Consider the following 13,817-nt stretch of genomic DNA (forward strand, 5'->3'; position numbering starts at 1 on the left):
GGCCCATTGTGATTGTTTTCCGCAAGACGGTTCTTTAATCCTGCGCGCAACAGAAACGCAGGGGGGCAACATGGCAGAACACGAAGACGATCTGGCCCCCGAGGTGGAACAGGACGAGGATGATACGCCGCTCACGCGGTCCTTGATTGCGCGGATCATGTACGCGGTCGAGACGCAGGACCGTGAAATGCTCTGGGCCGAGATGGAGCCGCTTCATGCGGCTGACATCGCCGACCTTCTGGAACAGAGCAACGCCTATGACCGACGGCGCTTGATCGCGCTTTACGGGCAGGAGTTCGACGGCGATATTCTGTCGGAACTCGACGAATCGATCCGCGAAGAGGTGATCAACCTTCTCACGCCGCAGGTTCTGGCCGACGCGGTGCGCGAGCTTGATTCCGATGATGTGGTCGATCTGGTCGAGGATCTGGAGGATCAGCAGCAAGAAGCGATCCTGAGCGTTCTGGAAGACAGCGACCGTGCGGCGGTCGAACAATCGCTGACCTATCCGGAATATTCCGCTGGCCGTCTGATGCAGCGCGAAGTGGTGATGGCCCCCGAGCATTGGACCGTCGGCGACGCGATTGATTTCATGCGCCATGCCAAGGAATTGCCAGAGCAGTTCTATCACATCGTGCTGGTCGATCCGCGGCTGCACCCGGTGGGCAATGTCACGCTGGGGCGGATCATGGCCTCGCGTCGGGATGTGCCGCTGAAAGACATTGTGGAGGAGACATTCCACACTATTCCGGTCACGCGCTATGACGGCGATGTGGCCTATATGTTTAACCAGTATCACCTGATTTCGGCCCCCGTCGTGGATGAGGATGGACGTCTGGTCGGGGTGATCACCATCGACGACGCGATGGCGGTGCTGGATGAAGAGCACGAAGAAGACATCATGCGTCTGGCCGGTGTGGGCGAGGGCGGGATCAACGATTCCGTGATCGAGACCTCCAAGCAGCGGGTGCCGTGGCTTGCCGTCAATCTGGGCACGGCGATTCTGGCCTCGTTGGTGATTGCACAGTTCGAATTGGCGATTGCGCAACTGGTGGCGCTGGCCGTCCTGATGCCGATTGTCGCCTCGATGGGGGGCAATGCGGGCACACAAAGCCTGACGGTGGCAGTGCGCGCCTTGGCGACCAAAGACCTGACCGGCGCGAATGTCTGGCGGGTGCTGCGGCGCGAAACGCTGGTAGGGTTGATCAATGGGTTGATTTTCGCGCTGGTGATGGGCGCGGTTGGGGTGGTCTGGTTTGGCGGGCCGGAATTGGGCTATGTGATCGGTGCCGCGATGGTGATCAATCTTGTCGTTGCCGGGTTGGCAGGGGCGGCCATACCGGTGATCATGGACCGGATGGGCGTTGATCCGGCGCTGGGTTCGGGCACCTTTGTCACCACGGTGACGGATGTGGTGGGTTTTTTCGCGTTTCTGGGGCTGGCGACGGTGTTTCTGATATGACCGATTTGACAGAGGTAAAGGCCGCAGCGCGCAAGACCGCGTTTGAGCGGCGCGCCGAGGCGCATCGCGCCCGGATGCCGGGGACGGCGGCGCTTTTGTCGGGGGTATTGGCGGGGTATCGGGGCGTGCCGCTGGCAGGCTATATGCCGATCCGGTCCGAGATTGATCCGCTGACCGCGATGGAAGAGGCGGCAGCGCATGGGCCGGTTGGCGTGCCTGTCATTCGCGGCGCTGGTCTGCCGCTTGATTTTTCGCGCTGGGGGCCGGGATGCGCGCTGCGCGAGGGGCCGTTTGGCGCGATGGTGCCCGAGGTGGACGATTTTTTCGAGCCAGAAATATTGATTGTGCCTTTGGTGGCCTTTGATCGCCGGGGCGGGCGGCTGGGTTATGGCGGCGGATTTTATGACCGCACGCTCGAGATGCTGCGTGCCCGGCGCGGGACATTGGCCATCGGCTTTGCCTATGGTGCGCAAGAGGCGGCGGAACTGCCGCTTGAACCCACGGATCAGCCGCTTGATATGGTCGTGACCGAGGTGGAGGTGATCAGCTTTGGCACGCGCGGTCAGAGTGGGAGATAATCCATCATTTCCCCGGCTGCACGCGCAGGATCGCTGACCGGGCGCACCATCAGCGCCTGGGCATTGGCGAGGATGGTCAAGAGTGAGCTGTCCTGTTTATCCTCGGGATGAATACCCTCAGGCGTGAGGGCCGCGCGCATGTAATGCTCGCGCGGGCCGTTGGCGGGCAGGGCAATCGCCAAGGGCGCGCGCAGACGCGGCGCGGGGGCGGTGCCCAAACCCAGCATGGCATTGATCATGGGCGCGATGAACACATGACCGCAGACCATGGCCGACACCGGATTTCCGGGCAGGCCGACCATGGCTGCGCCGTTCAGACGCCCGGCCATCAAGGGTTTGCCGGGGCGCATAGCGACCTTGTAAAAGGCGCGGTCCATGCCCAGATCGCCCGCCACGCGCCCCACGAGATCATGATCGCCGACCGAGGCACCGCCGATGGTGATGATCAGATCAGCGCCTCGCGTCAGGGCAAAACATGCGGTGAGCGAGGCCACGGTATCGCGGGCGATGGGCAGGATGCGCGCCTCTGCCCCCATCGCGTCGAGCATCGCCTTAAGGCCAAAGGTGTTGGACGCGATGATCTGATCGGGGCCGGGGGCCTCTCCGGGCATGACCAATTCGTCGCCGGTGGACATCAGCGCCACCTGTGGTTTGCGGCGCACCGGCACGGCGGCGATGTTCATCGAGGCGAGAAGTGCAATGTCAGCGGGGCGCAGGCGGCGGGGGGCGGTGATGGTCTGACCCTTGCGGAAATCGCAGCCCAAGGGGCGAATATGATCCTTGCGGTCAAGATTTTGGCCAAGGGTGATCTGGTCGGCGTCGCGGGTCACATCCTCTTGGATTATCACGCGGGAAGCCCCTGTTGGAATGGGCGCGCCGGTAAAGATGCGCACCGCTTGGCCGGACGACACGGACCCGGCGTAGGCATGGCCTGCCGCGGCCTCGCCGATCACGGTGAGGGTGGTGCCGGGGGCCGCATCAGCGCCGCAGACCGCGTAGCCGTCCATGGCAGAGGCGGCGAAGGGCGGCTGATCGCGCCGCGCGGCCACATCGCGGGCAAGGATGCGGCCTGCGGCCTGCGCGAGCGGCACCTCTTCGATGTCGAGCGGTTGAACAAGGCTGAAGAGATGCGCGAGGGCCGCGTCAACAGTGATCATGTCGCCTCATACCGTCCTGATTTTCCACCATCTTTTAGGATCACGCGAAGGCCGCCGATTTCCATCGCCTTATCCACCGCCTTGGTCATGTCATAGACCGTGAGAGCGGTGACCGAGGCGGCAGTCAGCGCCTCCATCTCGACGCCGGTCTGGCCTGTGGTCTTGACCGTTGCGGCGATGCGCACGCCGGGAAGATCGGGGTCAAGGGTGAGGTCCACCGTGACTTTGGTGATGGCAAGCGGGTGGCAGAGCGGGATAAGGTCGGGCGTTCGCTTGGCGGCCATGATCCCGGCAAGGCGGGCGACGGCCAGAACATCGCCTTTCTTGGCGCGGCCTTCGGCAATGATATCAAAGGTTTCGCGGGCCATCTTGATGTGGCTTTCGGCCACGGCCACGCGCGCAGTCACATCCTTGTCCGAAACATCGACCATATGGGCATGACCTTGGCCGTCGAAATGGCTGAGCCCGGACATCAGAATCCGCCCGGTGTCAGCGGATTGGCCAGCAAGTTGCGCGTGGCCTGTGCCACATCCTCGGCGCGCATCAGGGTTTCGCCGATCAGGAAGGTGCGCGCGCCGTAACGGGCCATGTCGGCCAGATCCTCGGGCGTGGCGAGGCCGCTTTCGCAGACGATCATGCGTTCGGGCGGCACGAATTTGGACAGTTGCCGCGTGGTGTCGAGCGTGGTCTCGAAAGTGTTGAGATCACGGTTGTTGATGCCGATCATCCGGGATTTGAGATGGTTGGCGCGGTCGAGTTCGGCGCGGTTATGGACCTCGATCAGCGCATCCATGCCCCAATGGGTTGCGGCCTCTTCCAATTCGAGCGCTTGCGCATCCGAGACACTGGCCATGATGATCAGGATGCAATCGGCCCCCCAAGCGCGCGCTTCGGCCACCTGATAGGGATCATACATGAAATCCTTGCGCAGCACGGGCAGGTCGCAGGCATTGCGCGCCTGTTCAAGGTAGTCCGGCGCGCCCTGAAAGCTGGGCGTATCTGTCAGCACCGAAAGACAGGTGGCCCCGCCGGTCGCATAGGCCTGCGCCAGCGCGGCGGGGTCGAAATCGGCACGGATCAAGCCCTTGGAGGGGCTGGCCTTTTTGATTTCGGCAATGAGGCCATAGCCGGTTTTGGTGGCCTTGAGCAGCGCATCCGAGAAGGGGCGGACGTGCGGAGCCTCATGGGCCAGCGTCTCGATCTCGGCCAAGGGGTGCGCGGCCTTGGCTGCGGCAATTTCTTCGAGTTTATAGGCTTTGATCTTGTCCAGAATGGTCGGCGTTGTCATGCAGTCTCCGATGTCAGTTTCGCAAGGGCAGCGATTTTTGCGCGGGCTGCGCCGCTGTCGATGCTTTCTGCGGCTTGGGCCACGCCGACGCGCAGGTCGCTGGCATGTCCGGCAACCGTCAGGGCGGCGGCGGCGTTGAGCAGCACAGCATCTCGGTAGGCGCCCGGCGCACCATCAAGAAGCGCGCGCAGGGCGGCGGCGTTTTCCGCAGGGGTGCCCCCCAAAATGGCCTCGAATGGATGCACGGGCAAGCCAAAATCCTCGGGATGCAATTCGGTCTCGTGGATGCTGCCGTCGTCTTCGAGGGCCGCGACCCATGACACGCCGGTGATGGTCATCTCATCGGTGCCGTCCGAGCCATGCACAAGCCAGGCGCGGGTTGAACCCAATTGGCCCAAGGTTTCGGCCATGGGGCGGATAAGATCGCGGGAAAACGCGCCGGTGAGTTGGCGCTTGACGCCTGCGGGGTTGGTAAGGGGGCCAAGGATGTTGAAAATTGTCCGGGTGCCCAATTCGGTGCGCACCGGCCCGACATGTGCCATGGCCGGGTGATGCATGGGGGCCATCATAAACGCGATGCCCACTTCCGTCAGCGCGCGTTCGACCACCGGCACGCCGACCATCACCTTGATCCCCATTTCCGTGAGCGCATCCGCCGCCCCGGATTTGGAGGAGAGGTTGCGGTTGCCATGTTTGGCCACGGGCACGCCCGCGCCCGCCACAACAAAGGCCGTCGCGGTCGAGATATTGAGCGTGCCCTTGCCATCACCACCGGTGCCGACGATGTCCATGGCCCCCTCTGGCGCGCGCACGGCGTTGCATTTGGCGCGCATCACGGCGGCGGCGGCGGCGTATTCATTCACCGTCTCGCCGCGCGTGCGCAAAGCCATGAGAAAGCCCCCGATCTGGGCAGGTGTCGCTTCGCCTTCGAACAGGATCTCAAAGGCGGTTTCGGCCTCTGTGCGACTGAGGGGGCGGTCGACAGCGGCAGCGATCAGCGGTTTGAGCTGCTCGCTCATGCCGGAACCTGCATCATGTCGATGAAATTCTTGAGCAGCGCGTGACCGTGTTGCGATGCGATGGATTCGGGGTGAAATTGCACGCCCTGAATGGGCAAGTCGCGGTGTTGCAGGCCCATGATGGTGCCGTCTGCCAGTTCTGCGGTGATTTCAAGGCAGTCGGGCAGGCTGGAGCGTTCGACCACAAGCGAGTGATAGCGCGTCGCCTCAAAGGGAGAGGGCAGGCCAGCAAAGACGCCTTTGCCCTCATGAAGGATCTGGCCCATCTTGCCATGTACGATTTCGGAATGGCGGATAACCTTGCCGCCAAAGGCCTGACCGATGGTCTGATGCCCAAGGCAGACGCCCAAAAGCGGAATACCCGCCTCGGCGGCTGCAAGGGTGAGCGGCAGGCAAATGCCCGCCTGATCCGGATCGCAGGGGCCGGGCGAAAGCAGGATGCCATCGGGGCGCATCGCCATCGCTTCTTGCACATTGAGCGCATCATTCCGCACAACGCGGGTTTCGGCACCCAATTCGCCTACGTAATGGACGAGATTATAGGTGAAACTGTCGTAGTTATCGATCAAGAGCAGCATTCGCGCCTGTCCTCATGCAAAGGGGGCTGGAGGCCAAGGGGCCGGTCGCGGTATACTTGTTCAGTCTTGCGCGGCACCGTCAAGGGGCGCTAGGCCGGATAACAGGCAAAACAGGCAGATGTGGGGGCAAAGGCAGTGGCACGCGGAGTATTGGCAGGCATGATGACGGGAACGCTGGTGTCGGGGCTGGCGTTGGGCACACTGTCTGTGCTGAGCGGGGCACCGGGTACGGTGCGGCCCGAAGCGGTGAGTTTGGAGGTGCCTGCGGGATCGGGGTTCGATCTGCGGCGCGAGGATGCAGAGGCGGCCTTGCCCGAGACGCAGGCCGCGCCCGAGACGGCAGGAGTGTCGCAGGCCGCACCGCCTGCGCCCGATGACAGCGCTGGCATCGGTGCAGTCGAGACTGCGCCGGCAGCGGTGCCGGAAACGGGGGAGGCGGCCGCCTTGGCTGAGGCCCCCGAAGTGGCGGCCGATAGTGGCGGTGTGGCGGTCGAGAGCGACGAGCCGGTTCTGCCCAGCCCGCTAGTGCCAGCGCCTGTGGTGCCGAACAGCGAGGGCGCGGTGGCGGTTTCGACCGATCCCGCGCAGCCGCCCGCACCCCCTCCAAGCGAGGAGAGTGCTGGGTTGAGCGCGCCAGAGGCGGGGCAGAGCGAGTCTATTTTTCCATCCGAGGAGCCTGCGCCGGTGCTGATCCCTGACGCCACGGATGGCGAGGGCGTGGCGGATCTGTCGCCGGAAGCCGAGGCACAGGCAGAAGTGGCCCCTGTGCCGGAAGCGGACGCGGAGACTGTGGCCAAGACCCTGCCTGCGCTGGGCACGATCGGCAACCGGGCCGAAGGGGTGACAACCAACCGCCTGCCCAGCCTTGGCGATCCTGCGCCCGAGGTTGCCGAGGCCATCGCAGAGCCTGAGGCGGCGGAGGGTGCCTTGGTGCGCAATCGGGTGGCGTTCGACAATCCCGAGGGCAAGCCGCTGATGGCGATCATTCTGATGGATGACGGGCAGAGCCCGATTGGGATCGAGGCGCTTCAGAGTTTTCCCTATCCGCTGAATTTCGCGGTCGATGTGACCTGGTCCGGGGCGGCGGACGCGGCAGAACGCTACCGCGCCGCCGGATTCGAGGTTTTGGCCATGGCCGATTTGCCCGAAGGGGCGCGGCCCGAGGATGCCGAAGTGGCGATGCAGGCCTGGTTTACGCAGGTGCCGCAGGCGGTGGCGGTTTTGGAAGGGGCAGGCGCGGGCCTGCAATCGAGCCGCGAAGCCACGGCGCAATTGGCCCCGATTCTGAAAGAGAGCGGGCATGGGCTGGTGATGCATCCCAACGGGCTGAACACGGCGCAAAAGCTGATCGCGCGCGAGGGCGTGCCCTCGGCCAGCCTGTTTCGGGATTTTGACGGGCAGGGACAGAATGCTGCCGCCATCCGGCGGTTTCTGGATCAGGCCGCGATGCGGGCGGATCAGCAGGAGGATGGCGTGATTATGCTGGGCCGGTTGCGGGCGGATACGATCAGCGCCCTGCTCCTCTGGGGCTTGGCAGACCGGGCCGCAAGCGTGGCCTTGGCGCCTGTGTCGGCGGTGCTTCGGGCGGAATGATCCGGGCGCCTGCCTTGTGCGGTCGTTGACCGGGGCTGCCGTTCGCGGCTACGCTTGGGCCATAGTCATGCGAAATGGAGTTTTTATGATGTCCAAAAGATTGATTTTGGCACTTGGTCTTTCATTGATGGGATCGGCGGCCTTTGCGGATATGACCGTGCAATTGGGCGGTGGCTGGGATGGTCGCAAGGTGCCCGCCGGTCAGCATTGCCCTTTGTCCGGTGGCAAAGGCAGCACGCCCCCGATGACGGTATCTGGTATTCCTGCGGGCACGGTCTGGCTGATTGCCTATTACAACGACAAGTCTTACGGCCCGCTGTCGCAGAATGGGGGCCATGGCACGATCGGCTATCCTGTCAAAGGAGCCACGGCCGATCTGCCTGCGGTGCCCGGAATGACCGCAAAGCTGCCCGGTGGCGTGCGGGTCATCAAGCCTGCGCGCGCGACCGGGGATTACGCAAGCCCGGGATATTTGCCACCATGCTCTGGCGGTCGCGGCAATCGGTATACGGTGGATATTCGGGCGGTCGATGCCGCGGGCAAGGTGTTGTCTGAGCTGAAGAACGTCGACATCGGAAAATACTGAGCGCTGCGCCGATCTGGCCCATTGGGCCGCGAAAGGTCCGCATCATGCCGCACCGGGGACAGCCGGGGGGACGCTATGACCGCAGGTTGGGACCACAACCATAGCGAAAGGTGCTGGCGATGATCCTCTATCCGACCTTGGAAATACTGGACGGAAAATGTGTCACTCTGACGCGCGGGCGGCTGGATGAGCCGGTCTTCTGGCATGTGGACCCGGTCGAAACCGCGCGCCGTTTTGTGGCCGCCGGGGCAGATTGGATGCACCTCACCGATATGAACGGGCTGCGCGGCGCGGGTGACAATGATGCGCTTATCGAGCAGATCATCCGGGCCGTGGGTATTCCGGTGCAGCTTGGGGGCGGGTTTCGGGGACGCGAAGCGGTGGAGCGCTGGATCGACAAGGGGGCGGGGCGGATCGTGCTGGGCACAATGGCGGTTCAGAACCCCGAAGCGGTCAAGGCGCTGGCCAAGTATCACCCGGATCAGATCGTCGTGGCGGTGGATATCTATCAGGGGCAGTTGATGACCGATGGTTGGCGCACGGCCTCTGCCTTTGGTCCGGGTGAGTTGATCGCAGCCTTTGACGGTGTGCCGCTGGCGGGGATTTTGATTACAGATATTGATGCCGATATCGAGGATAGCGATGGCAGTCTCGGGGTGATTTCCGGGCTGGCAGCCAAGACGCGGCATGCGGTGATTGCGCGGGGCACGGTGCGGACGGTCGATGACGTGGCGCGGCTGCGCTACATTCCCAATATCGACGGCACGATCATCGGGCGCGCGCTTTTGTCCAAAGATGTCGATCTGGGCGAGGCTCTGGCGATTGCGCGGGCCGCCCCGGAAGCGAAGGCAGAGTTCATCTGAGCGCGCGGCCTTAGCCCCGCCACTCTCCGGGGCCGAGGCCGTCGAGTGTCCAGTCCCCGATGCGCCACCGGATGAGGCGCAGGGTGGGGTGACCGATATGGGCGGTCATGCGGCGCACCTGCCGGTTGCGCCCTTCGGAGATCGTGAGTTTCAGCCAGCAATCGGGCACGGATTTGCGAAAGCGGACGGGCGGGGTGCGCGGCCAGAGGGTCGGAGGCTCTGTCCGCTCGACCCGCGCGGGCCGCGTCGGGCCGTCGCTCAGCGTGACACCGGCACGCAGGGCTGCGAGGGCTGTGTCATCCGGCAGGCCTTCGACCTGCGCGTAATATGTTTTTTCTGTTTTAAAACGGGGATTTGCGATGCGCGCTTGAAGTTGGCCATCATCGGTCAGCAACAAGAGGCCTTCGCTGTCGCGATCCAGCCGACCGGCGGGATAGACGCGGGGGATGTCGATGAAATCCGAGAGCGTGGCACGCGGGCTGCCCTCGGTGCCGCGATCGGTGAATTGCGACAGCACGTCATAGGGTTTGTTGAAGAGGATGAGGCGGGCCATGCCCCTGTCTTGCCCGAGGGCAAGGCCCGCCGCAAGTCTCAGTTATAGCCGGGGCGCAGGCCTTGGCGGATCTTGTAGGTCCAGGGCAGACCGGCGTTGCGCCAGCCGTTGACGGCGCGCGCGCCGGCCTCGTTGGTGTCGCCCTCGAACCCATCCACGACGTTGTAGAGCGTCACGTCAATGCCGCCGTCGACCAGTTTGCCTATGGCCTCGGCGCTGCGCGAGCCAGAGCGGCACATCACCAAGAGCGTATCCACACCTGCAGCGGCATCACTGGCAAGCCATGCCTTGACCTCGTCAACAAAGGCGGGGTTGTCCACCATCTTGTAAGCGCCTTTCTTGGCGTCGAAGGTCAGGGCAGGGTCCATCAGTTTTGACGGGATATTCGCAGCAGCGGCCGTGGCATAGCCAATCAGGGTCACCTCGGACGGGGTGCGCACATCAATGAGGGCGACGTTGGGATGATCGGCCAGCACGCGGGCAGCGTCGGCGGCAATCATATAGAGGCCGGGGGCCGTCTGTTTGCTCTTGCTCAGTGTGTCGACAGCTACGGGCTCTTGTAGGGTCAGGGCACCGCCAGCCGCGCTTGCGAGCGGCGCGAGTGCCAAGGCCAAGGCCACGAGGGCCGGGGCGGCGAATCGTGTGATGCGGTTCATTGGGCTTCCCTCCATTACATTCCTAAAGTGGAATATGATTGGAAAGACCTACGTCCGCTTGCACGCGCGCGCCTTGACCTGTGTCAAACGGGATTAGCCGTTGCTGTCGCCACCAAAACGTGCGGCATCGGCAGCTGCGCGACGGATGGCGTTCGATTTATGGACGGTTTCCATATATTCCGCCTCTGGGTCACTGTCATAGACAACGCCGCCGCCTGCCTGAATATAAAGGTTCTGATCCTTGACCACGGCGGTACGCAGGGCGATGCAGACATCCATATCGCCGCCCGAGCTGAAATAGCCGACACCGCCGCCATAGACGCCGCGTTTCTCGGGCTCCAACTCGTCGATGATCTCCATCGCGCGGACCTTGGGCGCGCCCGACACGGTGCCTGCGGGCAGACCGGCGAGAAGGGCGCTGAGCGCATCCTGATCCTCGGCCAACTCGCCCACCACATTCGAGACGATGTGCATCACGTGGCTATAGCGCTCGATGATGAATTTCTCGGTCGGATGCACGGTGCCGATCTTGCAGACGCGACCGGCGTCGTTGCGCCCCAGATCCAGCAGCATGAGATGCTCGGCCAGTTCCTTTTTGTCGGCCAAAAGATCGGCCTCAAGGGCGCGATCCTCTTCGGGGGTAGCGCCACGGGGGCGTGTGCCTGCGATGGGGCGGATCGTCACCTCTTGGCCAAACACACGCACGAGGATTTCGGGGCTGGCCCCGATCACCTGAAAGCCACCAAAGTTGAAATAGAACATGAAAGGCGACGGGTTGGTGCGCCGCAAGCTGCGGTAGAGGGAAAAGGGCGGTTGGCGAAAGGTCTGGGTCCAGCGCTGGCTGGGCACCACCTGAAAGATATCGCCTGCGCGGATGTAATCCTTGGCCTTTTCAACGGCTTGCTTATAGCCGTCACGGGTGAAATTCGAGACCGGGGCGGCATCTTCATGGGCCTCACCCAAGCGGCGGCTGGATTGGGGCAGGGCGCGTTCCAGATCGCGGACCGCGTCCATCACCCGCTCGGCGGCCTGCGCATAGGCGGCGCGCGCCGATTGGCCGCTGCTGACCCATGCGGGGGCCACAACCATGACCTCGCCCTTGACGCCATCCAGAACGGCAATCACCGAGGGGCGCAGCATCACCGCATCCGGCAGGCCAAGCGGATCGGGGTTCACATCTGGCAGGTGTTCGACCAGCCGGATCATGTCATAGCCCAGATAGCCAAAGAGCCCGGCACTGGCGGCGGGCATGCCCTCGGGCAGGGCGATACGGCTCTCGGCGATGAGGGCGCGCAGGTTGGCTAGAGGGTCGCCGTGCTGATCCTCGAAGGCGTCGTGATCGAACCGGGCCTGACGGTTGATGCGGCTGGTGGTGCCGTGACACTCCCATATCACATCGGGTTTCATGCCGATGATGGAATACCGCCCGCGCAATTCGCCGCCCGTCACCGATTCAAGCAGGAAGGCATCGCGCGCGGCACCTGTCAGCTTGAGCATCAGCGAGACGGGCGTGTCGAGATCGGCCGCAAGCCGCGCATGCACCACCTGATTTTCGCCCGATTCATAGGCGCGCGCAAATTCCTCAAAGGACGGGGTCAGTTCCAATTTTGGCGGTCCTCAGTTGAAATTGGCGTGCACGGCATTGAGGGCCGCCTGATCAAGTTCGACGCCCGCACGGCTGCGGATGTCATTGGCCAGCACTTGAAACAGATCCTGTCCCAGATCGGCGGCGGCCTGATCTTGCAGGGCGGCGCGCAGGCGGGCGAGATCCTCGTCCTCTTCCGCGGGCAGGGGCGGCGCGATGCTGTCAAGGCGCAGAACAAAGAGGCGACCATTGCCCTCGATCACGCGCACCTCGCCTTGGACCATGTCAAACACCGTGTCGATGAATTCTGCGGGGGCCTCGGGGCGGTAATCGCGGCGGGTCATGTCGGTCACTTCCGTTGCCGTCAGCCCCAGATCGGCAAAGCTGGCACCGGCGCGCAGTTCTGCGAGCTGTGGTTCGAGCTGCGCGCGCAGGGCAGTCACCGTCGCCTCAGCGCGCCAGCCACGCAGGACGGCGTCGCGCACATCCTCAAGCGGTTGGATGCGGGGCTCTACGATCCCGTCGAGACGGAGGGCAAAGATGCCGCCATCCGCCAGTTGTTCAACCTCGGGATAGTCGCCCGTTGCCACGGCCTGCGCTGCGGCGCGAAAGCTGTCATAGCCTGCCATGCCTTCGGTCAGGCCGGGGTGCCAGTCGATGCTGCCAAGTTCGAGATCGGTTTCCTTGGCCACATCCTCGAGCGTGGCGCCCCCAGCAAGTAGATCATCGACCGTGTCGATTTTGGCCTCGATGACGCGGCGCGCGCGGTCGGCGGCCAGTTCCTCGCGCAGGCGCGGTTCCGCCTCTTCAAAGGTTGTGATCTGCGCCGCGAGAACGGCGTTGACGCGAAAGAGGGCCGGGCCAAGATTTGTGTCGATCGGTCCGACCACCTCGCCCGCCTGAGCGGAGAAGACGGGATCCGCGGCAGCGCCCAGATCCTCGCGGCTGACATCGCCCATGTCGATATCGGCCATATCCAGCCCGCGCTCAGAGACCAGCATTTCAAGCGCGATCCCGTCGTCGATCCGGGTACGCGCGCGGGTCGCGGCCGCGGAATCGGCAAAGACCAGACGTTCGACCAACCGCCGCTCGGGCATGTTGAATTCGGTCTCGCGTTCGGCATAGGCCTCGCGCAGGGCGGCTTCGTCGACCTCGACACTATCAAGGATCATCGCGGGCGTGACCCATGCAAAGGTGATGGTTTTGGTTTCGGGTGTCGTGAAATTGGGCAGATTGCCTTGATGATAGGTCTTGAGGTCGTCCTCGGACGGGACGGGCAGGCCAGATTGCAGCGCGGCGCGGTCAAGCACGGCAAAGGCCAAGCTGCGCCGCTCGGCCAGATAGGTCATCATCGTGTCCATATAGGTGCTTGGCGTTTGCAGACCGGCGAGGGCTGCGGCCTGCACCAGTGTGCTCGCGGTTTCGGCGCGGATGTTCTCTTCGAACTGGCCTTCATTCAGGCCGGCCTGATCGAGGGCAAAACGATACGCCTCGCGATCAAAGCTGCCATCGAGCCCCTGAAAGGAGGGAATGTCGAGGATTTGCTCGCGCAGGTTCTCATCGCCGATGGACAGGCCAAGGCGGTCTGCCTCATGCTCTAGGGCTGCGCGGGCCACCAGACGGCCCAGCACGTCGGTATCAACCCCGGCGGCGCGCGCCTCGGCAAAGCTCATGGCGCTGCCGCGCTCCGCCTCTAGCGCGCGGATTTCGTTTTGCAGGGCGCGGGCGTAGGTGGTCACATCAATTTCGGCGGTGCCAACATGGCCGATGCTGCGGACATTGCCAGAAAGGTTGGTTGCGCCAAATCCGGCAAGGCCCACAATCAGAAGGCCCATCAGAACCCACATCGCGCCTTTGGATATGCTGTTGCCTGCCATGGTGGCCCCCTGTCCGTTTGTG

At 63.7% G+C, this 13,817-nt stretch carries 14 protein-coding genes; 5 read left to right on the top strand and 9 right to left on the bottom strand.

From position 1 onward, the window contains the following. The first annotated feature begins 70 nt into the window (after positions 1-70). Positions 71-1,462 carry a magnesium transporter gene (gene mgtE / locus ROSMUCSMR3_RS18860; protein WP_081508360.1) on the top strand — a complete coding sequence of 464 codons (1,392 nt, stop codon included), beginning with the start codon at positions 71-73 and terminating at the stop codon, positions 1,460-1,462. Continuing rightward, positions 1,459-2,040 (top strand): 5-formyltetrahydrofolate cyclo-ligase, encoded by a 582-nt coding sequence (locus ROSMUCSMR3_RS18865; RefSeq protein ID WP_008282064.1) that lies wholly within the window; start codon positions 1,459-1,461, stop codon positions 2,038-2,040. The genes mgtE and ROSMUCSMR3_RS18865 overlap by 4 nt, the downstream gene beginning before the upstream one ends. Here ROSMUCSMR3_RS18865 and glp read toward each other — a convergent pair. Genes glp through ROSMUCSMR3_RS18890 form a run of 5 tightly spaced genes read right to left on the bottom strand, consistent with a single transcriptional unit; the run spans position 2,025 to position 6,073 of the window. After that, positions 2,025-3,197, bottom strand: a complete 1,173-nt coding sequence (gene glp / locus ROSMUCSMR3_RS18870) for a gephyrin-like molybdotransferase Glp (RefSeq protein ID WP_081508361.1) — start codon at positions 3,195-3,197, stop codon at positions 2,025-2,027. The genes ROSMUCSMR3_RS18865 and glp overlap by 16 nt on opposite strands. After that, a complete protein-coding gene (moaC, locus tag ROSMUCSMR3_RS18875; protein ID WP_081508362.1) occupies positions 3,194-3,670 on the bottom strand; it encodes a cyclic pyranopterin monophosphate synthase MoaC in 477 nt (158 codons plus the stop codon). Before moaC ends, glp begins: the two co-directional genes overlap by 4 nt. Continuing rightward, on the bottom strand, positions 3,670-4,485 hold the full coding sequence (gene trpC, locus ROSMUCSMR3_RS18880; RefSeq protein ID WP_081508363.1) for an indole-3-glycerol phosphate synthase TrpC: 816 nt from the start codon (positions 4,483-4,485) through the stop codon (positions 3,670-3,672). Before trpC ends, moaC begins: the two co-directional genes overlap by 1 nt. Continuing rightward, positions 4,482-5,504 carry an anthranilate phosphoribosyltransferase gene (gene trpD, locus ROSMUCSMR3_RS18885; protein ID WP_081508364.1) on the bottom strand — a complete coding sequence of 341 codons (1,023 nt, stop codon included), beginning with the start codon at positions 5,502-5,504 and terminating at the stop codon, positions 4,482-4,484. The genes trpC and trpD overlap by 4 nt, the downstream gene beginning before the upstream one ends. Beyond that, a complete protein-coding gene (locus tag ROSMUCSMR3_RS18890; RefSeq protein WP_375554811.1) occupies positions 5,501-6,073 on the bottom strand; it encodes an anthranilate synthase component II in 573 nt (190 codons plus the stop codon). The genes trpD and ROSMUCSMR3_RS18890 overlap by 4 nt, the downstream gene beginning before the upstream one ends. A 171-nt stretch (positions 6,074-6,244) precedes the next feature. Here ROSMUCSMR3_RS18890 and ROSMUCSMR3_RS18895 point away from each other — a divergent pair, with 171 nt between their 5' ends. From ROSMUCSMR3_RS18895 to ROSMUCSMR3_RS18905, 3 genes are all read left to right on the top strand, one after another. Further along, positions 6,245-7,675: a divergent polysaccharide deacteylase family protein gene (locus tag ROSMUCSMR3_RS18895; RefSeq protein ID WP_237183486.1), complete on the top strand. Its 1,431-nt coding sequence runs from the start codon at positions 6,245-6,247 to the stop codon at positions 7,673-7,675. Between the two features lie 88 nt (positions 7,676-7,763). Continuing rightward, entirely contained in the window at positions 7,764-8,261 is a 498-nt protein-coding gene (locus tag ROSMUCSMR3_RS18900; protein WP_081508672.1) for a hypothetical protein, read from the top strand. A 119-nt stretch (positions 8,262-8,380) separates the two neighbouring features. Continuing rightward, the gene (locus ROSMUCSMR3_RS18905) at positions 8,381-9,124 is read left to right on the top strand and encodes a 1-(5-phosphoribosyl)-5-[(5-phosphoribosylamino)methylideneamino] imidazole-4-carboxamide isomerase (RefSeq protein WP_081508366.1); all 744 of its coding nucleotides are present in this window, start codon (positions 8,381-8,383) and stop codon (positions 9,122-9,124) included. A 10-nt stretch (positions 9,125-9,134) separates the two neighbouring features. Here the strand turns inward: ROSMUCSMR3_RS18905 and ROSMUCSMR3_RS18910 are convergent, their stop codons facing one another. The 4 genes from ROSMUCSMR3_RS18910 to ROSMUCSMR3_RS18925 form a co-directional block, all read right to left on the bottom strand. Beyond that, complete coding sequence (locus ROSMUCSMR3_RS18910) at positions 9,135-9,677, bottom strand: pseudouridine synthase (protein WP_081508367.1); 543 nt, start codon at positions 9,675-9,677, stop codon at positions 9,135-9,137. 38 nt (positions 9,678-9,715) lie between these two features. Further along, positions 9,716-10,333, bottom strand: coding sequence for a sulfurtransferase (locus ROSMUCSMR3_RS18915; RefSeq protein WP_081508368.1), 618 nt, complete (start codon positions 10,331-10,333; stop codon positions 9,716-9,718). 93 nt (positions 10,334-10,426) lie between these two features. After that, positions 10,427-11,938 (bottom strand): anthranilate synthase component I, encoded by a 1,512-nt coding sequence (gene trpE, locus ROSMUCSMR3_RS18920; RefSeq protein WP_081508369.1) that lies wholly within the window; start codon positions 11,936-11,938, stop codon positions 10,427-10,429. A gap of 12 nt (positions 11,939-11,950) precedes the next feature. After that, positions 11,951-13,795 (bottom strand): peptidyl-prolyl cis-trans isomerase, encoded by a 1,845-nt coding sequence (locus tag ROSMUCSMR3_RS18925; RefSeq protein WP_081508370.1) that lies wholly within the window; start codon positions 13,793-13,795, stop codon positions 11,951-11,953. Positions 13,796-13,817: the final 22 nt, after the last annotated feature.

The sequence above is a fragment of the Roseovarius mucosus genome, from assembly GCF_002080415.1.
Classification (GTDB): domain Bacteria; phylum Pseudomonadota; class Alphaproteobacteria; order Rhodobacterales; family Rhodobacteraceae; genus Roseovarius; species Roseovarius mucosus_A.

Excerpts from the sequence above, each read along its gene's own strand:
- ROSMUCSMR3_RS18915 (WP_081508368.1), bottom strand. The coding sequence starts at position 10,333 with ATGAACCGCATCACACGATTCGCCGCCCCGGCCCTCGTGGCCTTGGCC.
- glp (WP_081508361.1), bottom strand. The coding sequence starts at position 3,197 with ATGATCACTGTTGACGCGGCCCTCGCGCATCTCTTCAGCCTTGTTCAA.
- ROSMUCSMR3_RS18905 (WP_081508366.1), top strand. The coding sequence starts at position 8,381 with ATGATCCTCTATCCGACCTTGGAAATACTGGACGGAAAATGTGTCACT.
- ROSMUCSMR3_RS18900 (WP_081508672.1), top strand. The coding sequence starts at position 7,764 with ATGTCCAAAAGATTGATTTTGGCACTTGGTCTTTCATTGATGGGATCG.
- ROSMUCSMR3_RS18925 (WP_081508370.1), bottom strand. The coding sequence starts at position 13,795 with ATGGCAGGCAACAGCATATCCAAAGGCGCGATGTGGGTTCTGATGGGC.
- ROSMUCSMR3_RS18895 (WP_237183486.1), top strand. The coding sequence starts at position 6,245 with ATGACGGGAACGCTGGTGTCGGGGCTGGCGTTGGGCACACTGTCTGTG.
- trpC (WP_081508363.1), bottom strand. The coding sequence starts at position 4,485 with ATGACAACGCCGACCATTCTGGACAAGATCAAAGCCTATAAACTCGAA.
- mgtE (WP_081508360.1), top strand. The coding sequence starts at position 71 with ATGGCAGAACACGAAGACGATCTGGCCCCCGAGGTGGAACAGGACGAG.
- trpD (WP_081508364.1), bottom strand. The coding sequence starts at position 5,504 with ATGAGCGAGCAGCTCAAACCGCTGATCGCTGCCGCTGTCGACCGCCCC.
- ROSMUCSMR3_RS18910 (WP_081508367.1), bottom strand. The coding sequence starts at position 9,677 with ATGGCCCGCCTCATCCTCTTCAACAAACCCTATGACGTGCTGTCGCAA.
- ROSMUCSMR3_RS18865 (WP_008282064.1), top strand. The coding sequence starts at position 1,459 with ATGACCGATTTGACAGAGGTAAAGGCCGCAGCGCGCAAGACCGCGTTT.
- moaC (WP_081508362.1), bottom strand. The coding sequence starts at position 3,670 with ATGTCCGGGCTCAGCCATTTCGACGGCCAAGGTCATGCCCATATGGTC.